The sequence below is a fragment of the Streptomyces sp. NPDC040545 genome (assembly GCF_055595065.1).
This window is the reverse complement of record NZ_JBVIWA010000016.1, coordinates 171,737-192,723: the sequence shown is the minus strand read 5'-3', so window position 1 is coordinate 192,723 and position 20,987 is coordinate 171,737. Positions and strand designations below refer to the sequence as shown.

The 20,987-nt window shown below is 69.6% G+C and carries 21 protein-coding genes; 2 read left to right on the top strand and 19 right to left on the bottom strand.

Going from position 1 to position 20,987, the window contains the following annotated elements:
- Nucleotides 1-5 precede the first annotated feature (5 nt).
- The 13 genes from ACZ573_RS27645 to ACZ573_RS27585 all read right to left on the bottom strand — a co-directional run bounded on the left by ACZ573_RS27645 (nt 6) and on the right by ACZ573_RS27585 (nt 13,026).
- Complete coding sequence (locus ACZ573_RS27645; protein ID WP_471308814.1) at nt 6-662, bottom strand: TetR/AcrR family transcriptional regulator; 657 nt, start codon at nt 660-662, stop codon at nt 6-8.
- A gap of 91 nt (nt 663-753) precedes the next feature.
- A complete protein-coding gene (locus ACZ573_RS27640; RefSeq protein ID WP_471308812.1) occupies nt 754-3,594 on the bottom strand; it encodes a DEAD/DEAH box helicase in 2,841 nt (946 codons plus the stop codon).
- A gap of 46 nt (nt 3,595-3,640) precedes the next feature.
- Entirely contained in the window at nt 3,641-4,540 is a 900-nt protein-coding gene (locus ACZ573_RS27635) for a diacylglycerol kinase (protein WP_471308810.1), read from the bottom strand.
- An 81-nt stretch (nt 4,541-4,621) separates the two neighbouring features.
- The gene (tatC, locus tag ACZ573_RS27630; RefSeq protein WP_471308806.1) at nt 4,622-5,587 is read right to left on the bottom strand and encodes a twin-arginine translocase subunit TatC; all 966 of its coding nucleotides are present in this window, start codon (nt 5,585-5,587) and stop codon (nt 4,622-4,624) included.
- A 47-nt stretch (nt 5,588-5,634) separates the two neighbouring features.
- Complete coding sequence (gene tatA / locus ACZ573_RS27625; protein WP_471308803.1) at nt 5,635-5,922, bottom strand: Sec-independent protein translocase subunit TatA; 288 nt, start codon at nt 5,920-5,922, stop codon at nt 5,635-5,637.
- 181 nt (nt 5,923-6,103) lie between these two features.
- Complete coding sequence (locus ACZ573_RS27620; protein WP_468116651.1) at nt 6,104-6,304, bottom strand: hypothetical protein; 201 nt, start codon at nt 6,302-6,304, stop codon at nt 6,104-6,106.
- A gap of 26 nt (nt 6,305-6,330) precedes the next feature.
- On the bottom strand, nt 6,331-6,558 hold the full coding sequence (locus ACZ573_RS27615) for a CpXC domain-containing protein (protein WP_030011077.1): 228 nt from the start codon (nt 6,556-6,558) through the stop codon (nt 6,331-6,333).
- Between the two features lie 14 nt (nt 6,559-6,572).
- On the bottom strand, nt 6,573-7,541 hold the full coding sequence (locus ACZ573_RS27610) for a helix-turn-helix transcriptional regulator (RefSeq protein ID WP_301372211.1): 969 nt from the start codon (nt 7,539-7,541) through the stop codon (nt 6,573-6,575).
- 112 nt (nt 7,542-7,653) lie between these two features.
- Nucleotides 7,654-8,610 carry a helix-turn-helix transcriptional regulator gene (locus tag ACZ573_RS27605; RefSeq protein WP_301372210.1) on the bottom strand — a complete coding sequence of 319 codons (957 nt, stop codon included), beginning with the start codon at nt 8,608-8,610 and terminating at the stop codon, nt 7,654-7,656.
- Between the two features lie 173 nt (nt 8,611-8,783).
- On the bottom strand, nt 8,784-9,176 hold the full coding sequence (locus ACZ573_RS27600) for an FKBP-type peptidyl-prolyl cis-trans isomerase (RefSeq protein WP_301372209.1): 393 nt from the start codon (nt 9,174-9,176) through the stop codon (nt 8,784-8,786).
- 28 nt (nt 9,177-9,204) lie between these two features.
- Nucleotides 9,205-10,146: an FKBP-type peptidyl-prolyl cis-trans isomerase gene (locus ACZ573_RS27595; RefSeq protein WP_471308796.1), complete on the bottom strand. Its 942-nt coding sequence runs from the start codon at nt 10,144-10,146 to the stop codon at nt 9,205-9,207.
- Nucleotides 10,147-10,273: 127 nt separating this feature from the next.
- Complete coding sequence (gene pafA, locus ACZ573_RS27590) at nt 10,274-11,635, bottom strand: Pup--protein ligase (protein ID WP_030016332.1); 1,362 nt, start codon at nt 11,633-11,635, stop codon at nt 10,274-10,276.
- Nucleotides 11,636-11,763: 128 nt separating this feature from the next.
- The gene (locus ACZ573_RS27585; RefSeq protein WP_471308794.1) at nt 11,764-13,026 is read right to left on the bottom strand and encodes an MFS transporter; all 1,263 of its coding nucleotides are present in this window, start codon (nt 13,024-13,026) and stop codon (nt 11,764-11,766) included.
- A gap of 147 nt (nt 13,027-13,173) precedes the next feature.
- Between ACZ573_RS27585 and ACZ573_RS27580 the strand changes: the two genes are divergently transcribed.
- A complete protein-coding gene (locus ACZ573_RS27580; protein WP_471308791.1) occupies nt 13,174-14,172 on the top strand; it encodes a LacI family DNA-binding transcriptional regulator in 999 nt (332 codons plus the stop codon).
- 73 nt (nt 14,173-14,245) lie between these two features.
- On the opposite strand, the gene prcA is transcribed toward ACZ573_RS27580, so the two are convergent.
- From prcA to arc, 6 genes are all read right to left on the bottom strand, one after another.
- Nucleotides 14,246-15,010, bottom strand: coding sequence for a proteasome subunit alpha (gene prcA, locus ACZ573_RS27575; RefSeq protein ID WP_301372204.1), 765 nt, complete (start codon nt 15,008-15,010; stop codon nt 14,246-14,248).
- 46 nt (nt 15,011-15,056) lie between these two features.
- A complete protein-coding gene (gene prcB / locus ACZ573_RS27570; RefSeq protein WP_471308789.1) occupies nt 15,057-15,896 on the bottom strand; it encodes a proteasome subunit beta in 840 nt (279 codons plus the stop codon).
- Nucleotides 15,848-16,105: an endonuclease VII domain-containing protein gene (locus tag ACZ573_RS27565; protein WP_471308785.1), complete on the bottom strand. Its 258-nt coding sequence runs from the start codon at nt 16,103-16,105 to the stop codon at nt 15,848-15,850. The genes prcB and ACZ573_RS27565 overlap by 49 nt, the downstream gene beginning before the upstream one ends.
- 365 nt (nt 16,106-16,470) lie before the next feature.
- A complete protein-coding gene (locus ACZ573_RS27560) occupies nt 16,471-16,683 on the bottom strand; it encodes a ubiquitin-like protein Pup (RefSeq protein WP_030016348.1) in 213 nt (70 codons plus the stop codon).
- 172 nt (nt 16,684-16,855) lie between these two features.
- Nucleotides 16,856-18,367 (bottom strand): depupylase/deamidase Dop, encoded by a 1,512-nt coding sequence (gene dop / locus ACZ573_RS27555; RefSeq protein WP_471308781.1) that lies wholly within the window; start codon nt 18,365-18,367, stop codon nt 16,856-16,858.
- 266 nt (nt 18,368-18,633) lie between these two features.
- The gene (gene arc, locus ACZ573_RS27550; RefSeq protein ID WP_202202289.1) at nt 18,634-20,400 is read right to left on the bottom strand and encodes a proteasome ATPase; all 1,767 of its coding nucleotides are present in this window, start codon (nt 20,398-20,400) and stop codon (nt 18,634-18,636) included.
- Between the two features lie 264 nt (nt 20,401-20,664).
- Between arc and ACZ573_RS27545 the strand changes: the two genes are divergently transcribed.
- Nucleotides 20,665-20,985: a ferredoxin gene (locus ACZ573_RS27545; RefSeq protein ID WP_030016354.1), complete on the top strand. Its 321-nt coding sequence runs from the start codon at nt 20,665-20,667 to the stop codon at nt 20,983-20,985.
- The last annotated feature ends 2 nt before the right edge of the window (nt 20,986-20,987 follow it).

Sequence of the window (20,987 nt, the reverse complement as noted above, 5' to 3'; positions counted from 1 at the left end):
GGCCGTCAGGCCGGCGGGCCGACGCCCGCGATCCGCAGCGCCGCGTCCGCGGTGGCCTCCGCGAAGGCCGTCACCGGCCGCTCCGGATCCGTGCGGTGGATCAGCATGACGCCTTCGATGAGCCCGAAGACGAGGTCGCCCCGGAGCGTCAGCCCCGCCTTGTCCCCGGCCAGTTCGGCGCCGACGCGGGTCCCGGCGAGCAACACCCGGTAGGCGTCCTTGAGTTCCCCGCGCATCCGGCGGAACCGCGTGAAGCGCGAACCGCCCAGCTCGGGCAGCAGGTAGAGCGCCCCCAGGTTGTACGGCCCGCCGCACAGGAGCAGTACGTCGGAGCGGCACAGCTCCCACAGCCGCCGCGCGGCGCACCGCCCGTCGTCCGCGAGCAGCTGCCGGGCCAGCACCAGCGAGGGTGCGACCGTGGACTCCAGCAGTTCGGCGAGGAGTTCCTCCTTGCCGGCGAAGTAGTGGTACATCGTGGCCTGGCGCATCCCGGCCCGTTCGGCGACGGCCCGCGTGGTGGTCGCCGCGTATCCCTGGTCGGTGAACAACTCGGCCGCCACGCAGAGGAGTTCCTCGCGCGGCGGCCGGCCGCTGTCCGGTCTCAGCCGGTCGGCACGTGGCCGGCCGACGCGTCTCGGACCCTCGTCCGTTCCCCCACTCATGGAATCGATCGTCGCACAGGGCACGCCGATTCGATCATGGCAAGAGATCAGATCGAGCCATCCCCACTCTCGGAGGAAGCCCCAAAACCGCCTAGCCGACCGAGCTGTAGGCCACTACACCCCGAAGCAGCGCGTCCACGGCCTTGCGGGCATTGCGCGCCACCGTGCTCCCGCTGTCACCGGAGGCCGCCGGAGCCGCCGCCGCGACCTGCCCGAGCACGTCGATGACCTGCTTGCACCAGCGCACGAAGTCACCGGCCGGCATCTCCGCCTCGCGCAGCACCTCGTCCAGGCTCTTGTCGGAGGCCCACTGGTACGCCGCCCACGCGAAGCCGAGGTCCGGCTCGCGCTGGCCCACGCCCTCCGCCTGGTTGATGCGGTGCTCCTCCTCCAGCGCGTCGAGGCGGCCCCAGATCCGGACCATCTCGCCCAGCGCCTCCTTCGCCGCGCCGCCGGGCACCTTCGGCGCGACCGCGTCGTCGGACTGCCGCGCCTCGAAGACCAGCGCCGAGACGCAGGCGGCCAGTTCGGCCGGGCTGAGCCCCTCCCACACCCTGGCCCGCAGGCATTCGGAGGCCAGCAGGTCCAGCTCCCCGTACAGCCGGGCGAGCCGCTTGCCGTGCACGGTGACCTCGTCCTCGCGCAGGTAGTCCAGCTCGGTCAGCAGCGCGTGGATCCGGTCGAAGGTGCGGGCGATGGTGTTCGTCCGGCCCTCGATCCGCCGCTCCAGCTGCTGGGTGTCCCGCTTGAGCCGGTGGTAGCGCTCCGCCCAGCGGGCGTGGTCCTCGCGCTCGTCGCAGCCGTGGCAGGGGTGCGCCCGCAGCTCACTGCGCAGCCGGGCGATCTCACGGTCGTCGGCGGCCGCGGCCCGGCCGCGGGAGCGCCGCTCGGGCGTGATGTGCCCGGCCTTGGTCCGCAGCTGGGACGCCAGGTCCCGGCGGGACTGCGGCGAGCGCGCGTTGAAGGTCTTGGGGATCCGCATCCGGTCGAGCGCCTCGACCGGGACCGGGAAGTCGATCGCGGCGAGCCGCTTGACCTGCCGCTCGGCGGTGAGGACCAGCGGGCGCGGGCCCTCCGCGTACTCGTACCCGCGGTGCCCGTGGACCCGCCCGGCCGGCACGCCCGGGTCCAGGACCAGCGCGAGCCCGGCGAACTTGCCCGTCGGCACGTGGATGATGTCGCCCGGCTTGAGCTTCTCCAGCGAACTGGCCGCCTGCACCCGGCGCTGGGCGGCGCCCTGCTTGGCCAGCTCCGTCTCACGGTCCTTCAGGTCGCGGCGCAGCTGCGCGTACTCCTCGAAGTTCCCCAGGTGGCAGGTCATGCCCTCCTGGTAGCCCTCCAGGCCCTCCTCGTTGCGCTGCACCTGCCGGGAGATCCCGACGACCGAGCGGTCGGCCTGGAACTGCGCGAAGGAAGTCTCCAGGAGCTCGCGCGAGCGGTGCCGCCCGAACTGGCTGACCAGGTTCACGGCCATGTTGTACGAGGGCTTGAAGCTGGAACGCAGCGGATACGTACGGGTACCCGCGAGCCCGGCGAGCCCCGCCGGGTCCATGCCGCGCTGCCAGAGCACCACCGCGTGGCCCTCGACGTCGATGCCGCGCCGCCCGGCCCGGCCGGTCAGCTGCGTGTACTCGCCGGGGGTGATGTCGGCGTGCTGCTCGCCGTTCCACTTGACCAGCTTCTCCAGGATCACCGTGCGCGCGGGCATGTTGATGCCCAGCGCCAGGGTTTCCGTGGCGAAGACGGCCTTGACCAGGCCGCGTACGAACAGCTCCTCCACGACCTCCTTGAAGGTGGGCAGCATGCCCGCGTGGTGCGCGGCGATGCCCCGCTCCAGCCCTTCGAGCCACTCGTAGTACCCGAGGACGTGCAGGTCCTCGGTGGGGATGGAGGCGGTCCGCGCCTCGACGATCTCGCGCACCCTGAGCCGCGCGGATTCGTCGTTGAGCCGCAGGCCCGCGAACAGGCACTGCTGGACGGCGGCCTCGCAGCCGGCCCGGCTGAAGATGAAGTTGATGGCGGGCAGCAGCCCGTCGTTGTCGAGGCGGGCGATGACCTCGGGCCGGGACGGGGTCCAGATCCGGCCGCGGGATCGCCGCTCGCGCTCGCGGTCGGCCTCGCGGACCATCTTGCCGCGCCGCCGGTCCTTCGGACTGTAGGTGCGGCTGTTCTCCTCGCGCGCCATGCGCAGCAGATCGGGATTGACCTCGCGGCGCGCGGAGCCGCGGCCGCCGTGGTCGGACTCCTCCTCGAAGAGGTCGTAGATCCGGCGGCCGGCCATGACGTGCTGCCACAGCGGTACGGGCCGCTCCTCGGAGACGATCACCTCGGTGTCCCCGCGCACGGTGTCCAGCCAGTCGCCGAACTCCTCGGCGTTGGACACGGTGGCCGACAGGGAGACCAGGGTCACCGACTCGGGGAGGTGGATGATCACTTCCTCCCAGACGGCCCCGCGGAACCGGTCGGAGAGGTAGTGGACCTCGTCCATCACGACGTAGCCGAGACCGCGCAGCGACTGGGAGCCCGCGTACAGCATGTTGCGGAGCACCTCGGTGGTCATCACGACCACCGGCGCCTCGGAGTTGACGCTGTTGTCACCCGTCAGCAGGCCCACCTTGTCGGCGCCGTAGCGCTTGACGAGGTCGGCGTACTTCTGGTTCGAGAGCGCCTTGATCGGCGTCGTGTAGAAGCACTTGCGGCCCTGCTGGAGGGCCAGGTGCACGGCGAACTCGCCGACGATGGTCTTGCCCGAGCCGGTCGGGGCGGCGACGAGGACGCCTTTGCCGGCCTCCAGCGCCTTGCAGGCCTCGACCTGATACGGGTCCAGGTCGAAGTCGTACATCTCGCGGAAGGGGGCCAGGGCAGAGGCCTCTTCGGCGGCGCGGATCCGGGCAGCGGCGTACCGCTCGGCGGGTGAGAGTTCTTCGGTCATCTTGCTGTCGAGCCTACCCGCCGCCTCCGACAACAGTCGCGATCATTTAAGTGAGCAGCCGGACCGCCCGGGGGACGCACTCCGCGGTCACCGGAAGCACTCCCAGCGGCTCGCCGTCCGCGTACGCGCCCAGGCCCGCCGCCTCCAGGGTGATCTTCCTGGCCCGGTGGACGGTCACCTTCGGATGGCCGAGGTGGCGGCCCTTGTAGACCTGCGGGAACACCTTGAGCAGGGTGGCCCGGCTGCAGTCGCCGACCACCGTGACATCGAAGAGCCCGTCGTCGGGGACGGCGTCCGCGCAGATGCGCATGCCCCCGCCGTAGGAGGACCCGTTGCCGACGGCCACCAGCGTGGCCTCGGTCTCGATCACCGGCCCGTCGTCCAGCGTGATCCGGTACGGGAACGGCCGGAAGGCGGCCAGCTCCGCGATCATCGCCAGGTCGTACTTGAACCGGCCGACCGGCAGTCGCATCCGGTTGCCCCGGTCGTTGACCCGCGAGTCGAAGCCGGAGCACAGCACCGTCCCGAACCACTTCTCGTAGTCGGCGCCGCCCACCCGGCCCAGGTCGATCTCCCGGATCCGGCTCTCCTTGAGGGCTTCGGCGGCCATCCGTCCGGCCCGCTCCGGATCCCGTACGGGCAGCCCCGTGGCGCGCGCGAAATCGTTGCCGGTGCCCACCGCGACCACCCCGAGCGGCACCGGCGTCCCCGCCAGGGCCTGGAGCGCCAGGGAGACCATCCCGTCACCGCCCACCGCGATCACCGCACCGGTGCCCTCCCGGACGGCGGCCGTCAGCCGGGCCAGCGCGTCCGGCGCGTCGGCGCCCACCACGGTCCGTACGGAGAAACCGGCCGCGCGGACAGTCGAAGCGGCCGGCTGCGCGGCGTGCGCGCCCCGGCCGCGTCCGGCTGTGGGATTGACGAAGAGGGTGACCTCGTAACTCATCCACGGGAATGTACCGGAGCCCGTTCCCGGGCCCCGGCCGCCCCCGAAAACACCTCCCGGCGCCAGCCGGGGGCGTCCCCGTCAGGTGGCGTCGTCGTAGCCGTTGATCCGCTGGCGTCCGCCGTCGGCCTGCTCGGGCAGCGCCGCGGGAGCCGGCACGGATTCCAGCTCGCCGATCGGCGACGGGGTGAGATCCAGCCGGGAGGCCTCGTCGTCGCTCAGATCCGCGTCGGGGTCGTTGCGCCTGCGCCTGCGGTCGTTGAGGAGACAGATGCCGAGCGCGGCGAAGTAGAGGGCCACGATGGGCACGGCCAGCGCGAGCATCGTCGGCGGGTCACCGGTGGGGGTCGCGAAGGCGGCGAAGATCGTGATGCCGAGCACCATGCCCCGCCACCAGCTCGCCAGCCGCTTGCCGGTGAGCACCCCGGTGAAGTTCAGCAGGATCAGCAGCAGCGGCAGCTCGAAGGCCAGGCCGAACACGATCACCATGCGGGTGACCAGGTCGAGGTAGTCGTCGACCGGCAGCAGGTTGCGCGCGTGGTCGGGGGTGAACTCGAGCATGATCGTCGCGGTCTGCGGGAGGATCTTGTACGCGATCACCGCGCCGGTCAGGAAGAGGGGGGCACCGACCGCGACGAAACTCCGCGCGTACTTCTTCTCGTGACTGTGCAGCCCGGGCGCGGCGAACGCCCACAGCTGGTACAGCCACACCGGGGCGGACAGCACCACACCGGCCATCAGCGCGACCTTCAGGGCGATCGAGAACGCGGAGATCAGGCCGTTCACGGTCATGTCGGCGCAGGGGCGACCGTTGCGCTGGGTCACCACACCGTCCGTACAGCCGACGGAGTCCAGCATCGGCTTCAACAGGAAGTTGATGATCTCCCGGTAGAAGAACGCGGCGACGATCGTGATCACCACGATCGCCAGGACCGACTTCAGCAGGCGGTTTCGAAGCTCACGCAGGTGCTCGACGAGAGGCATGCGCCCTTCGGCGTCCTTCGCCTGTCGTTCCTTCTTCTCCTGCTTGCGGGCAGACTTGAGCAACCCACGTCCCTTGTCTCGTTGCAGATGACTGGCGTGTACGGCGGGTGTCAGCCCTGGGCGGTGCGGTTCGGCTCGCCGACCGGACGCGAGCTGCTGACGTCACCCGGAGCGGCCTGGATGGTACGCGGGGCGACGGGCTGGGCGGACTGGTCCGCGGGCGCGGCGGTGGCGACGTCGTCGCTCTCGCCGTCCTTCTTCATGGCCTTGGCCTCGCTCTTGAGGATGCGGGCCGACTTGCCGAGGGAGCGGGCCATGTCGGGAAGCTTCTTGGCGCCGAACAGCAGGATGACGAGTCCGACGATGACGAGGATTTCCCAACCCCTGAAGTTGCCCATAGGTATCTTCCTTTATCTCCGAGGTTCACAGCACGCCGGACGGGCGCCTTAGGACTTGCTCTACCGAGGATCGTAACCCCAGGGGGTTAACGCCCGGCAATCCCCGGGGGTCCTCCCGCTTGCACTCGGGCAGGTCCGCAATGCCCCGGACACACACATTCGTCCTGCGGCAAGACACACCCTAGGTACGTACGCCGTGTCCGGCCCGGGCCAGGTCGACGGCCGCCCGCTCGAGATCCGCGGAGGCGTCGGTGACCCGGCGGCTGGCCTGCGCCACCTGGGAGGCCAGTCTGCGCACCTCCACGTACACCCGTACCGCGAGCACGGCGAGCACGGCCACTCCGAGGAAACCCAGGGCAATTGCGAACATCGGCCACAGCATGGGGCGAGCCTAGGCCACCGGCCCGGTCAGATGCTGCGCAGGGTGCTCACGCCACCACCGGTGAGCAGTTCCACGATCCGCTCGCCGGCGGGTTTGCGTACGGCGGCACCGCATTCAGGACAGGTGAAGGAATAGAAAGTGGTCCGCCGGCTACCGCCGATGGCCAGCCGCAGGGCGCCCGCGTCCAGCTCGAAGCGGGCACGGCAGTCGGGACAGGAGGCCTTGAAGGCGACGGGCCCGGACGTTGGCGACATCGACCGCGCTCCTCTCAGACCTGTTCCCCGTACCCCGCCAGTGCCTCCCGGGCCGCGCTGCGCGCGCTGTCGGCCAGCTCGGCCGGAGCCACGATCCGGCCCTCACGGCCCAGCCGCAGCGCCAGCCGGCGCAGCGAGGCCGGGTCCGGGCTGCGCAGGGTGATCCGCAGACCGCCCCCGGCCAGCTCCTCCGCGCTGTCGTGCGGGTAGTACTCGGCGACCCAGCGCCCGCCCGGCCCCACCTCGACCACGACCTCCGGGTCCTCGGCCGCCGGCTGGACCAGGCCCTCGGACAGGTCGCGCGGCTCGATGGCGGGCGGCTCGGCCCGCTCGTCCAGCAGCCGGATCTCCGCGACCCGGTCGAGCCGGAAGGTGCGCCGGGCCTCCGAGAGGTGGCACCAGCCCTCCATGTACGTGTGCCCCACCGCGAAGAGCCGGATCGGGTCGACCGTGCGCTCGGTGAGCTCGTCCCGCGCGGGCGAGTAGTAGCGCAGCCACAGCCGCCGGCGCTCCGCGATGGCCCGGTCGACGTCCGCGAAGACCCCGCCCTCGGACTCGAAGGTCACCGACAGCCGGGAGCTGGCCCCGGCCACCTCGCCCGCGGCCGCCTCCAGCTTGGCCGTGGCCCGCAGCAGGGCGTCCCGGTCGCTCTCGCGCAGCCCGGGCAGGGTGGCCACGGCGCGCGCGGCCACCAGCAGCGCGGTCGCCTCGTCGGCGGCCAGCCGCAGCGGCTCGGCGGTGGACTCCCCCGAGGCGTCGGGGTTGCGCCACCAGATGCGCTCCCCGTCGGTGTCGATGTCGAGCAGGTCCCCGCCCCGGAAGCTCGTCCCGCACATGGGCAGCACGTCGAGGTCCGAGATCAGCTCGTCCTCGGTGATCCCGAAGGCGCGCGCGACGTCCGCGACGTGCGCACCGGGGCGCTCGCGCAGGTAGGTCACCAGGGACAGCATCCGGCGGGTCTGGTCGATGGCGTTGGCAGCCATGCTGGTACGTCTCCCCCTCAGGGCACATCTGTGGATGTCGCTCGTGTGGAACGGTGCGGCCGCGGATCGGCCGCCGGGCCCGCGGGTCCGCGGGCCCCGGGATCGGCCCGGGTCAGGCCCCGGCCACGGCCCGCAGCCGGTCCACCACGTCCGCCCGCAGGTCGGCGGGACCGACCACGACGACGTCGGGCCCGAACTCCACCAGCCAGGCGTCCAGCCCGTGCCCGTAAGGGATCTCCAGCTCGTCCCAGCCGTCCCCGCCCTCGCGCACCGCGGTGGCCTTGGCCCGCAGCGGGTAGCCCGCCCCGGCCCGCAGCCGGATCAGCGCGCTGCGGTCCGCGCTCTCACCGGCCCAGCTCGCCACGGTCTCCCGTACGGTCACGACGTCCGGCACCTCGGCGGTGTACTTCGCGGCCCGGGAGCGGACCTTGCCGGTGATCCGGGAGAGCCGGAACACCCGCTCCGCCCCGCGGTCGCGGTCGTAGCCGGCCAGGTACCAGTGGCCGCGCCAGCACTCCAGCGCCCAGGGCTCGACCTGCCGGGTCTCGGGGCTGGCGGCGGTGGACTTGCGGTAGTCGAAGACCACCGGCCGGCGGTCCCGGCAGGCCAGCATCAGCGGCTCGAAGGCCGCCTCGTGGACCGGGATGCGCGGCTCGATCGCGCTGTGCTGCCCCGCGTACGGGTCCTCCGCCTCGGGCATCCCGCCCGCGCGCAGCTTCTGCAGGGCCCCGCTGGCGGCCCCCGCCAGCCGCGCCTGCTGCCAGACCTTGGCGGCCAGCCCCAGGGCGGCGGCCTCCTCGGCGTCCAGCGATACGGGAGGCAGCCGGTTGCTGTCCCGGCGGGCCAGATAACCGGTCTCGCCGTCCAGGTTCTCCACGGTCTCGATGACGAGGCCGAGTTCACGCAGGTCGTCCTTGTCCCGCTCGAACATGCGGTTGAAGGACTCGTCGTTGCCGGCCTCCATGTAGGCCTCGATGGAACCGCGCAACTCCCGCTTGCTGAGCGGCCGGCGGGTCCCCAGCAGACACAGCGCCAGATTCATCAGCCGCTCGGCCTTGGCAATCGCCATCGACGCCCATCCGCCCTTCTCCGCCTGCATATCCGTCGGACCGTCACACGGGCCGTGACCCGACACGGACGGACCCATTGACCGTTGACCGTACCGCCCCGGCGCGCCCGGGCAAAAAGCGAGGGGCCCCCGCCGGACGGCGGGGGCCCCTCGACCGATCGCGGAGGTCCGGATCAGCCGACCTTGACCAGGTCGCAGACGAAGATCAGCGTCTCGCCCGGGGCGATCGCACCGCCCGCGCCACGGTCGCCGTAGGCGAGGTGGGCGGGGATGACCAGCTTGCGGCGGCCGCCGACCTTCATGCCCTGGACACCCTGGTCCCAGCCGGCGATGACCTGACCGATGCCGAGCTGGAACTGCAGCGCGGAGCCGCGGTTCCAGGAAGCGTCGAACTCCTCGCCGGTGGAGAAGGCCACACCCACGTAGTGGACGGAGACCCGGTCGCCCTTCTTGGCCTCGGCGCCGTCGCCCAGCCAGATGTCCTCGATCACGAGGTCCTTGGGGGCCTCGCCCTCGGGGAAGTCGATCTCGGGCTTCTGGAGGTCACTCACGGAACTTCTCCTCATACGTACGAAACGGTCAACCGGAACAGTCTTACATCACCGCGAGGATGTCGAGGCTGAAGACCAGCGTCGACTTCGCCGGGATGGTGCCCTGCTCCTTGTCGCCGAAGGCCTGGTCCGGCGGGATGACCAGCAGGATGCGGCTGCCGGCCTTCTTGCCGACGATGCCGTCCTTCAGACCCTTGACCGAAAGCTCACCCAGCGGCCAGGTGACCGTCTGGTCGCTGGTGTAGGTGCTCTCGAAGGACTTGTCGTCCTTCCACGTCTTGCCGTTGAACTTGACGACGACGCTGTCGGTGTCCTTCACGACCGCGCCGTCACCCTCCAGGACGTAGTCCGAGACCAGCTTGGCGGGCTCGGCGGTGTCCTTCGGGACGGTCACGGAGACTTCCTTGCCGTCCGTGTTCGTGCCGACCTTGGGCAGGTCCTTGTTGTCCTGGGCGACTTCCTTGCCCGTGGCCGAGGCCGGGACGGTCGCGCCCTTGACGATGTCCACGACGAAGACCAGCGTGGCGTTCGGCTTGATCTTCTCGCCCGAGCCCTGGGCCCCGTAACCGAGCTCCGGCGGGATCACCAGCTCGACACGGCTGCCGACCTTCTGGCCCTCCAGGCCCTGGTCCCAGCCCTTGATGACGGCGCCGGCACCGATCGTCACGTCGAACGGCGCGGGCCGCCCGAAGCTCTGGTCGAACGGCTCCTTGCCGTCCCACACCTGGCCGAGGTAGTTGACCTGCGCGATGTCGTTCTTCTTGAGCACCTGCCCGGCGCCCTCGCTGATGGTCACCACCTTGAGTTCCTTGGGCGGCGTGCCCTTCCCCTTCGACAGGGTGGGCGTCTCCCCGAAGGCGGCACCCTTGGTGATCGCGGGGGCCCCGTTCTTCATCTGGGCGGAGTCGGAGCCGCTGTCGTCGCCACACGCTGCGGTCGTCAGCAGCAGCAGGGGTACGACAAGCAGGCCGGCAAGTCGGCGCACGTGTTCCTCAGATCTCAGACGGCAAAGCGGTCGCTCGCCACTCTAAGCCGTGCACAGGGCCCCGTACGAGAGACGTACGAGGCCCTGGCGAGGAGTGCGATGTCACACTGCGGTCACTCTGCGGGTCCTACATGCCCGCGATCAGCTTCTCCACCCGGTCGTCCACCGACCGGAACGGGTCCTTGCACAGCACCGTCCGCTGCGCCTGGTCATTGAGCTTCAGGTGCACCCAGTCGACCGTGAAGTCCCGCCGCTGCTCCTGCGCCCGGCGGATGAAGTCCCCGCGCAGCCGCGCCCGCGTCGTCTGCGGGGGCACCGACTTGCCCTCGAAGATCTTCAGGTCGTTGCAGATCCGCGCCGCCTGCCCCTTGCGCTCCAGCAGGTAGTACAGCCCGCGCCGGCGGTGGATGTCGTGATACGCGAGGTCTATCTGAGCCACCCGCGGATTCGACATGGTCATGTTGTGCTTCGCCCGGTACCGCTCGATCAGCTGGTACTTCATGACCCAGTCGATCTCGGTCCCGATCCGGTCCAGGTCCTCCGCGTCGATCGCGTCCAGCGTGCGGCCCCACAGCTCCAGCACCTGGTCCACCACGCCGGTACGGATCCCCCGGCGCTCGGCGAAGTCCACCGCCTTGTCGTAGTACTCCCGCTGGATCTCCAGCGCCGAGGCCTCCCGGCCGCTCGCGAGGCGCACCTTGCGCTGACCCGTGATGTCGTGGCTGACCTCACGGATCGCCCGGATCGGGTTCTCCAGGGTCAGGTCCCGCATCACCGTGCCCGCCTCGATCATGCGCAGCACCAGGTCGGTGGCCCCGACCTTGAGCAGCATGGTCGTCTCGGACATGTTCGAGTCACCCACGATGACGTGCAGCCTGCGGTAGCGCTCGGCGTCCGCGTGCGGCTCGTCCCGGGTGTTGATGATCGGCCGCGAACGGGTCGTGGCAGAGCTGACGCCCTCCCAGATGTGCTCGGCCCGCTGGCTCACGCAGTAGACCGCACCCCGCGGCGTCTGCAGCACCTTGCCGGCGCCGCAGATCAGCTGCCGCGTGACAAGGAACGGAATGAGAATGTCCGCCAGGCGGGAGAATTCCCCGTGCCGGGCCACCAGGTAGTTCTCGTGGCAGCCGTACGAGTTGCCCGCCGAGTCGGTGTTGTTCTTGAAGAGATAGACGTCGCCCGCGATTCCCTCCTCGTGCAGGCGGCGTTCGGCGTCGACGAGCAGACCTTCGAGAATGCGCTCGCCTGCTTTGTCGTGAGTGACCAGCTCGGTCACGTTGTCGCATTCGGGAGTTGCATATTCCGGATGCGAACCCACGTCGAGGTACAGGCGGGCGCCGTTCCGCAGGAAGACATTGCTGCTGCGGCCCCATGACACAACACGGCGGAAGAGGTAGCGCGCCACTTCGTCAGGAGACAGTCGGCGCTGTCCCCTGAACGTGCACGTGACGCCGTACTCGTTCTCCAGCCCGAAAATGCGGCGGTCCATGACTGAACATTACGCCTTCTGCCCTCTTCTGAAACCGGGTTCGGGAGCGCCGTTTCGATCAGTCCCCCGCAGCGGGCCGATCCGCGCCCCGATCACGGCCCGATCGGCCCATCCGGCGCACCCGCCGATCAGGACGCCGACGCCGCCTCCGACGGCACGTCAGAAGAGCCCTGCGGCACACCCTCGGACGAGCCCGCCACCGCGCGACTGCGCCCGCCCGTTGCCAGCACCCGCTGAGTGACCATCAGAACCAGCAGCGCCGAAAAGCCCGCCACACCCGCCACACCGAAGCCCGCCGCCGTACCGCCCAGCTCCACCGCCGGCCCCGCCGCCGCCGTACCGATCGCCGCACCCACCCCGAAGAACGTCACCAGCCACGAGAACGCCTCCGTCACCGTGCCCGCCGGAGCATGCCGGTCCACCACGATGAACGCACACGCCAGCCCGGGCGCCAGGAACACCCCTGACAGCGCCGACAGCGCCGTCATCGCCACCGCGCCCGGAACCAGCATCAGCGGCAGATAGCAGACCGCCAGCAGCCCCACCAGCAGCCGCAGCCGCCGCTCGGGCGCACCGGCCCACTGCCGCGCACCGTAGAACACACCACCGATCAGCGCACCCAGCCCCAGCGCCGCCATCAGCCAGCCGTACACCGCCTGACCGCCGTGATCATCCGCGTACGCCACACCCGCCACCGTGATCGAACCCAGCGCCATCCCCACGAAGAAGAACGCACCCAGCAGCGCCAGCAGCCCGCGCGAACGCAGCGCCCCCAGCCAGTGCGCCTCCCGCGGCGCCGAACGCCACTTCCGGGACGGCTCACTGACCACCACGGACAGCGCACCCAGCACACCGATCGCGTTCAGCGCCAGCAGCGCCCCCGCAGGCGACCACATCGCCACGAACAGCGTCACCAGCAGCGGACCGACCGTGAACATGACCTCCTGGGCCACGGCGTCCATCGCGTACGCGGCGTGCACCTTCTCCTCGCGGCCGCCCAGCACCCCCGGCCACAGCGCCCGCAGCCCGCCCTCCAGCGGCGGCGTGAACAGCCCCGCGACCACCACCGCGGCGTACGCGGCCACCGCCGACCCCGTGCCCGCGAGCGCCAGCCACACCATGCCCAGTGCCGAGACCAGTGCGGCCGGCAGCTGCACCCGCGGCTGCCCGAACAGGTCCACGGCCCGCCCCAGCAGCGGCTGACCCACCGCGTTCGCCAGCCCGTACGCGGCGGCCAGAGCCCCCGCCAGGCTGTAGCTGCCGCCCTCGGCACGCGTGAACAGCACGATCGCGATCGGCCCCGTGGCATTGGGCAGCCGGCCCACGAGCGTGCCCACCAGCAGCCTCGCGGCGTGCCTGGTCCTCAGCAGCTCCGCGTATCCCGCGGCCATGTCGGCCCCCTTCTGCCCGGACCCGGCCGGGAAGTAAACCAAAGTAATACGTATAACGTGACCCGTCATACGTACCATGGCCGCAGTCCGCCGGTCCACCCCGCAGACCCGCCCGCACCCCCCGACCTCGCACTCCAGGAGCACCCTGTGACGAGACCCACCAGCCGCGACGTGGCCACCGCCGCCGGGGTCTCCCAGGCCACCGTCTCCCTCGTCCTCGGCGACAAATGGCCCGGCCGCGTCTCCGAACGCACCGCCACCCACGTCCGCGAAACCGCCACCCGCCTCGGCTACCGCCCCAACCTCGCCGCCCGCAACCTCCGCCTCGGCACCACCCGGACCGCCCTCCTCGTCGTCCCCGCCCTCACCAACGAATTCTTCGCCCGCGTCTACACCGGGGCGGCCCGCGTCGCCGCCGAACACGGCTTCGGCGTCGTCCTCTACCCCTCTCCCGACGGCACCGGCCCGGCCCGCGACCCCTTCGCCTCCGCCCGCGCCGCCCTCGACGGGGTCATCGCCTCCTCGATGGCCGCCCACACCCTCGACGCCATCGGCGGCAACACCCTCCCCCTCGTCATGCTCGACAGCGACCCCGCCGCCGGCACCGCAGCCGCCCACGTCAACCTCGCCATGGCCGACGGCATGCGCCAGGTCACCGAACACCTCCTGGCCCACGGCCACCGCCGCTTCCTCCACCTCGCCTCCGCCGTGGACTCCTGGACCTTCCACACCCGCGCCGAGGCCCTCACCGCCCTCCTGGACCCCGACGCCGAGCTGCGCACCGTACGGTCCCCCCTCACCGTCGACGGCGCCCGGACGGCCTTGGAGGCCGCCCTGGCCACCCCCCGGGACCGGCCCACCGCCATCGTCTGCGACGACGACATCCTCGCTGCCGGCGCCTGCAAGGCCGCCCGCCGCCTCGGCCTGCGCATCCCCGAGGACCTCTCCGTCACCGGCTTCGACGACCTCGCCCTCGCCACCGCCGTCGAGCCCGAACTCACCACCGTCCACCTCCCCGCCGAACGCGTCGGCGAACAAGGCATGACCGCCCTCCTCGCCGTCCTCGAAGGCACCGCCTGGACCGCCCCCGACATCCCCGTCCGCCTCGTCGTCCGCGACTCCACGGGCCCCGCCCCCACCCCCTGACCCGGCCCCGGCCCGGACACGACGAAGCCCCGGCCCGCCGAAACGACGAACCGGGGCCCCTCCCACACAGCGACTACTCGGCGTCGTCCTCCGGCGCCTCGTCGTTCGACACGGCATCGGCCTGCACCGCCGCCGTCACATCCGCCTCCAGCAACCGCGCCAGCTGCCGGCCCCGGATCCGCTTGAACTTGCGCTGCTGCGCCCGCGTACGGTCCAGCACCGCGACCTCCAGCCGCTCCGCCGGAATCGTCTTGTCAGCGCCGTTCGCCTGGCTGGACAGCGCCTGCACCGCCAGCTTCAACGCCTCCGACAGCGTCATCCCGTCCTGGTGACGCTGATCCAGAAACGTACTGATCTGCTCGGCATTGCCACCGACCGCGACCGAACCGTGCTCGTCCACGATCGACCCGTCGTGCGGCAGCCGGTAGATCTGGTCACCCGCGGCCGTCGCACCGACCTCCGCGACCACCAGCTCCACCTCGTACGGCTTCTCACCCGCCGAGGAGAAGATCGTGCCGAGCGTCTGCGCGTAGACGTTCGCCAGCCCACGGGCCGTCACATCGTCACGGTCGTAGGTGTACCCGCGCAGGTCCGCGTACCGCACACCGCCGATCCGCAGGTTCTCGTACTCGTTGTACTTGCCGGCGGCAGCGAAGCCGATCCGGTCGTAGATCTCGCTGAACTTGTGCAGCGCACGGGACGGGTTCTCGCCGACGAACACGATGCCGTCGGCGTACTGCAGCACGACCAGGCTGCGACCGCGGGCGATGCCCTTGCGGGCGTATTCCGCCCGGTCGGCCATGGCCTGCTGGGGTGACACATAGAACGGAGTCGACACCGGCTGTCCGTCCCTTTCTTCTGGGCTCCTACGGGGCGACGGATGGTCAGAGCAGGGCGGCGCGCGGGCCGTCGGGCTGCTCCAGCCGACGGTTGGTGACCGTACGGGCGAGCTCCTGCGACTCGTCGTCGGTCAGCCTGCGGAACCCCTCGTCCGTGATCACGGTGACGATCGGGTAGATGTGGCGGTACAGGTCGGGCCCACCGGTCGCCGAGTCGTCGTCGGCGGCGTCGTACAGCGCCTGGACGACCAGGGTGGTGGCCTGCTCCTCCGTCAGATCGGGACGGTAGAGCTTCTTCATGGAGCCCCGGGCGAAGATCGAACCGGAACCGGTGGCGGCGTAACCGTGCTCCTCGGAGCGGCCGCCGGTCACGTCGTAGGAGAAGATCCGGCCCTTCTCCCTGGCCTCGTCGTAGCCCGCGAACAGCGGCACGACGGCCAGGCCCTGCATGGCCATCCCCAGATTGCTCCGGATCATGGTGGAGAGCCGGTTGGCCTTGCCCTCCAGGGACAGGGTCGTCCCCTCCACCTTCTCGAAGTGCTCCAGCTCCAGCTGGAACAGCTTGACCATCTCCACGGCCAGGCCGGCCGTACCGGCGATACCGACGGCGGAGTACTCGTCGGCGGGGAACACCTTCTCGATGTCCCGCTGCGCGATCATGTTCCCCATGGTCGCCCGCCGGTCACCGGCGAGGACCACCCCGCCGGGGAAGGTGGCGGCGACGATGGTCGTCCCGTGCGGCGCCTCGATGACACCCTCCGGCAGCTTGCGATTGCCAGGCAGCATCTCGGGCGAGTGCGCGCCCAGGAAGTCCATGAAGGACGACGACCCCGGCGTCAGGAAGGCTGCCGGTAGACGCCCTGTGCTACGAGTGTTGGGTTCCACAGGTTTCCTTCCACGTAAGCGGCTGCACGCCTCATGACGTCCGGCCGATCCTTGAGCTGCCCCAGGGCTGCGTTACAGCTGAAGCACAGTACGCCTCGGACCTTACCCGTCTGATGATCGTGATCCACATGCTCCGCCAGACCTTCTTGGCAGATCACGCAGACCCCGCCCTGAGCGGCGATCATTTCGTCACGATCGGTCTCGGTCATGCCGTACGAGCGCTTGAGATGCCCCGCCCGACCATCGACCACGCGGCATGCCTTGCAACGCGTCGCGAGGCCATCGGAGGCTGAGCTATTCCGGTGCCACTCAGAGTGCGGCTTCGCTTCACCGCATCCGAGACAAAACTTGTGCCCTTCAGGGGCACTGGGCCTGGGTACCCTGCCCATCGTCCGCTCGCGCTTCCGGTGGGACTCGCCACCACAAGCGCGGCAGTGCCGTTGCAGTCCATCGAGATTGGCTCGCTTTGAGGCAAACTCCCGATGCGACTTCTCCTCGCCGCACCGGGAGCACTGCCTCACTGACTTCAGCGCCACCGCCGCCCGCTCACCTTCGAATCGAAGGTAAATCCGGCTTACTGGCCACCTTTTTGCACGAAGGACCGCACGAAATCCTCGGCGTTCTCCTCGAGCACATCATCGATTTCGTCGAGTACGGAGTCGACGTCGTCGGAGAGCTTTTCCTGGCGCTCCTTGAGGTCGGTCGATTCCTCGACCGCCGCCTCCTCGACCTCCTCGGTCGAGCGCGTCGCCTTCTGCTGTCCGCCGCCGGTGTCCTTGGTCGCCATGTCTACCTCACCCCGCTCGGTTCGCACGCTCATGTCGAGAGACCCCGGGATTCGGGATCTCTCAAGATCAGACCCTACGTCGGACCCTACAAGGAGGGTCCGACATTCGTCCCCGTACTTTCACAGTCCGGTTCTCTTCATGATTCCCGGACCGGAGGCCTTTCAGCCGCGTTCACTGCCCCGAAAGCACCCGCACCAGGTCCTCCGCCGTGCGGCAGCGGTCCAGGAGCTCCTTGACGTGGTTGCGGGTCCCCCGCAGGGGTTCCAGCGTCGGGACGCGCTGGAGCGAGTCCCGGCCGGGGAGGTCGAAGATCACCGAGTCCCAGGACGCCGCGGCCACGTCGTCCGCGTACTGCTCCAGACAGCGGCCGCGGAAGTACGCCCGGGTGTCCTCCGGAGGCTTGCTCCGGGCCCGCTCCACCGCCGGCTCTTCCACCAGGCGCTTCATCTTGCCGCGGGCCACCAGGCGGTTGTACAGGCCCTTCTCCGGCCGTACGTCCGAGTACTGGAGGTCCACCAGGTGCAGCCGCGCCGCGTCCCAGCCCAGCCCGTCCCGGCGCCGGTAGCCCTCCAGGATCTCCCGCTTGGCGATCCAGTCCAGCTCCCCCGACAGGCTCATCGGGTCGCTCTCCAGCCGGCCGAGCACGTCCTCCCAGCGAGCCAGCACGTCCTTGGTCTGCTCGTCGGCGTCCGACCCGAAACGTTCGTCCACGTACTTCCGCGCCAGCTCGAAGTACTCCATCTGCAGTTGCACCGCGGACAGTGTCCGGCCGCTGCGCAGCGTGATCAGGTGCTGGAGGTCCGGGTCGTGGGAGACCTCGTGCAGGGTGCGTACGGGCTGGTCGACGGCGAGGTCGACGTTGATGAACCCGTCCTCGATCATGGACAGGACAAGTGCGGTCGTGCCGAGTTTGAGGTAGGTGGAGATCTCGGAGAGGTTGGCGTCTCCGATGATCACGTGGAGCCGGCGGTATTTCTCGGCGTCCGAGTGCGGCTCGTCCCGGGTGTTGATGATGGGGCGTTTGAGGGTGGTCTCCAGGCCGACCTCGACCTCGAAGTAGTCCGCGCGCTGGCTGATCTGGAAGCCGTGTTCGCGGCCGTCCTGGCCGATGCCCACGCGTCCCGCGCCGGTCACGACCTGTCGCGAGACGAAGAAGGGGGTCAGGTGGCGCACGATCTCCGAGAAGGGGGTTTCCCGCTTCATCAGGTAGTTCTCGTGCGTGCCGTAGGAGGCGCCCTTGTTGTCGGTGTTGTTCTTGTAGAGGTGGATCGGCTGGGCGCCGGGGAGCTGGGCGGCGCGGACGGCCGCCTCGGCCATGATCCGCTCGCCGGCCTTGTCCCAGAGGACGGCGTCGAGCGGGTTGGTGATCTCGGGCGAGCTGTATTCGGGGTGGGCGTGGTCGACGTAGAGCCGTGCGCCGTTCGTGAGGATGACGTTGGCGAGGCCGATGTCCTCGTCGGTCAGCTGGCTGTTGTCGGCGGCCTCGCGGGCGAGGTCGAAGCCGCGGGCGTCCCGCAGCGGATTCTCCTCCTCGAAGTCCCAGCGGGCGCGTCGCGCCCGGTGCATCGCCGCCGCGTAGGCGTTGACGATCTGGGACGAGGTGAGCATGGCATTGGCGTTCGGGTGCCCCGGGACGGAGATCCCGTACTCCGTCTCGATCCCCATTACTCGCCGTACGGTCATGCGGCCCTCCTTGCCCGGCGGCGCTCCCCTTTCGGGAGCGGCGCTCAAGTACCGCTGGTGCTCCGGTGCGTATGCCTGTGCGGTGCCCGTCCCCGCACTGCGCGTCCGGCGGTACGGAAGAGCCTAGAACCACTGCGCGCTCGTGGGGAGATCATTTCCGTCATTGGATCCGCCTCGTCACCGGCTGAAAAGCGGCCGGTAATGCGGTGGGGTAAAGCAGTCGGCTGCGGATGCCCGGGGTGGGCATCCGCAGCCGCCCCGCTTTGTCAGAGGTACTGACCGGTGTTCGCCACCGTGTCGATGGAGCGTCCGGTGTCCGCGCCTTGCTTTCCGGTGACGAGGGTGCGAATGAATACGATCCGCTCGCCCTTCTTTCCGGAGATGCGGGCCCAGTCGTCCGGGTTGGTGGTGTTGGGCAGGTCCTCGTTCTCCTTGAACTCGTCCACGCAGGCCTGGAGCAGGTGGGAGACCCGCAGGCCCTTCTGGTTGTGTTCGAGGAAGGCCTTGATCGCCATTTTCTTGGCCCGGTCGACGATGTTCTGGATCATCGCGCCGGAGTTGAAGTCCTTGAAGTAGAGGACTTCCTTGTCGCCGTTGGCGTACGTGACCTCGAGGAAGCGGTTCTCCTCGGTTTCGGCGTACATCTGCTCGACGACGGTCTGGATCATGCTGTGGACGGTGCCGTCCTTGGAGTCCTGGTGTTCGGACAGGTCGTCCGTGTGCAGGGGCAGCGAGGCCTTGAGGTACTTGGCGAAGATGTCCTTCGCGGCCTCGGCGTCCGGGCGCTCGATCTTGATCTTCACGTCGAGCCGGCCGGGGCGCAGGATGGCCGGGTCGATCATGTCCTCGCGGTTGGAGGCGCCGATGACGATGACGTTCTCCAGGCCTTCCACGCCGTCGATCTCGGCGAGCAGCTGGGGAACGATGGTGTTCTCCACGTCCGAGCTGACTCCGGATCCGCGGGTGCGGAAGAGGGATTCCATCTCGTCGAAGAAGACGATGACGGGGGTGCCCTCGCTCGCCTTCTCCCGGGCACGCTGGAAGACGAGGCGGATGTGCCGCTCGGTCTCGCCGACGTACTTGTTGAGGAGTTCGGGGCCCTTGATGTTCAGGAAGTAGGACTTCCCGGCGGGCTGGCCGGTCACCTCGGCGACCTTCTTGGCAAGGGAGTTGGCGACGGCCTTGGCGATGAGCGTCTTGCCGCAGCCGGGCGGGCCGTAGAGCAGGATGCCCTTCGGGGGCCGCAGTTCGTGTTCCTTGAAGAGGTCGGGGTAGAGGTACGGGAGCTCGACGGCGTCGCGGATCAGCTCGATCTGGTCGCCCAGGCCGCCGATCTTGTCGTAGTCGATGTCCGGGACCTCTTCGAGGACGAGTTCTTCGACCTCGCTCTTGGGGACGACCTCGTAGACGTAGCCGGAGCGGGGTTCGAGCAGGAGGGCGTCGCCGGGGCGGATGGTGATGTCCAGGAGCGGCTCGGCGAGCCTCACCACCCTTTCCTCGTCGGTGTGCCCGACGACCAGGGCGCGCTCGCCGTCCTCGAGGATCTCCTTGAGGGTGACGATGTCCCCGGCCCGCTCGAATTCCATGGCCTCGACCACGTTGAGGGCCTCGTTGAGCATGACCTCCTGGCCGCGCCGGAGGTCTTCCGGGTCGACGCTGGGGCTGACGTTCACGCGGAGCTTTCGGCCTCCGGTGAAGATGTCGACGGTGCCGTCCTCGTTCGCCTGCAGGAAGACACCGAAACCGGCCGGCGGCTGTGCGAGCCGGTCGACTTCTTCCTTGAGGGCCACGATCTGGTCCCGGGCCTCACGGAGGGTATTCGCGAGTCGTTCGTTCTGTGCGGATACGCCGGCCAGATTTGTCTGGAGCTCGACGATCCGCTCTTCGAGAATCCTCGTGTGTCGCGGAGAGTCGGCGAGCTTTCGTCGCAGGACGGCGATTTCCTGCTCGAGATAGGCAACCTGGCCGGCGGGGTCCTCGGACCCTCGCGCGGGCCGGATGCCGCGGTTGATGTCGTCGTCGTGGGCTGCCACGGTCCTCACCTCCTCCAAGGGGAGCTGGACGCTTCCTGACCCTACCTGGGCTGGTGGTGATTGAAACCCCTAGATCACAAAGACGGTAGAGGTGTGTCCGATCTTCACCCTTGCGTACTCCCTCACGCCAAGGAAATACCCACCCATCAAACTCGGGAAGCAGGCGGTTGTAAGGTCGAACCGTTCAACACCCGTCAGGGCTCGCGCGACTTGCTGCGGGTTGTGACCGGGATGGATCACTCAGCGCAGGGAACGGCAGGAGATATGACCGTGCAGCAGGAGGCTCCGACGGGCGGCGGCGGCGAGGCCGGCGAGCCGCTCGAGGTCTGGATCGATCAGGACCTGTGCACCGGGGACGGCATCTGCGTGCAGTACGCGCCTGAGGTGTTCGAGCTGGACATCGATGGTCTGGCGTACGTGAAGAGCCCGGAGGACGAGCTGCTGCAGGACGCGGGGGCGACCACTCCGGTTCCGCTGACGCTGCTCCAGGACGTGGTCGACTCGGCCAAGGAATGTCCGGGTGACTGCATTCACGTGAGGCGCGTTTCGGACAGGGTGGAAGTCTTCGGTCCCGACGCGGAGTGACG

What these genes read in the sequence shown, in the direction of transcription:
- ACZ573_RS27600 (WP_301372209.1), bottom strand. Translation starts at nt 9,176, where the DNA reads ATGAGGAGAAGTTCCGTGAGTGACCTCCAGAAGCCCGAGATCGACTTC.
- ACZ573_RS27615 (WP_030011077.1), bottom strand. Translation starts at nt 6,558, where the DNA reads ATGTCGCCAACGTCCGGGCCCGTCGCCTTCAAGGCCTCCTGTCCCGAC.
- dop (WP_471308781.1), bottom strand. Translation starts at nt 18,367, where the DNA reads ATGACCGTACGGCGAGTAATGGGGATCGAGACGGAGTACGGGATCTCC.
- ACZ573_RS27545 (WP_030016354.1), top strand. Translation starts at nt 20,665, where the DNA reads ATGACCGTGCAGCAGGAGGCTCCGACGGGCGGCGGCGGCGAGGCCGGC.
- ACZ573_RS27585 (WP_471308794.1), bottom strand. Translation starts at nt 13,026, where the DNA reads ATGGCCGCGGGATACGCGGAGCTGCTGAGGACCAGGCACGCCGCGAGG.
- ACZ573_RS27635 (WP_471308810.1), bottom strand. Translation starts at nt 4,540, where the DNA reads ATGAGTTACGAGGTCACCCTCTTCGTCAATCCCACAGCCGGACGCGGC.
- ACZ573_RS27565 (WP_471308785.1), bottom strand. Translation starts at nt 16,105, where the DNA reads ATGACCGAGACCGATCGTGACGAAATGATCGCCGCTCAGGGCGGGGTC.
- ACZ573_RS27640 (WP_471308812.1), bottom strand. Translation starts at nt 3,594, where the DNA reads ATGACCGAAGAACTCTCACCCGCCGAGCGGTACGCCGCTGCCCGGATC.
- ACZ573_RS27560 (WP_030016348.1), bottom strand. Translation starts at nt 16,683, where the DNA reads ATGGCGACCAAGGACACCGGCGGCGGACAGCAGAAGGCGACGCGCTCG.
- pafA (WP_030016332.1), bottom strand. Translation starts at nt 11,635, where the DNA reads ATGGACCGCCGCATTTTCGGGCTGGAGAACGAGTACGGCGTCACGTGC.
- ACZ573_RS27620 (WP_468116651.1), bottom strand. Translation starts at nt 6,304, where the DNA reads ATGCTGTGGCCGATGTTCGCAATTGCCCTGGGTTTCCTCGGAGTGGCC.
- tatA (WP_471308803.1), bottom strand. Translation starts at nt 5,922, where the DNA reads ATGGGCAACTTCAGGGGTTGGGAAATCCTCGTCATCGTCGGACTCGTC.
- ACZ573_RS27645 (WP_471308814.1), bottom strand. Translation starts at nt 662, where the DNA reads ATGAGTGGGGGAACGGACGAGGGTCCGAGACGCGTCGGCCGGCCACGT.
- ACZ573_RS27605 (WP_301372210.1), bottom strand. Translation starts at nt 8,610, where the DNA reads ATGGCGATTGCCAAGGCCGAGCGGCTGATGAATCTGGCGCTGTGTCTG.
- ACZ573_RS27610 (WP_301372211.1), bottom strand. Translation starts at nt 7,541, where the DNA reads ATGGCTGCCAACGCCATCGACCAGACCCGCCGGATGCTGTCCCTGGTG.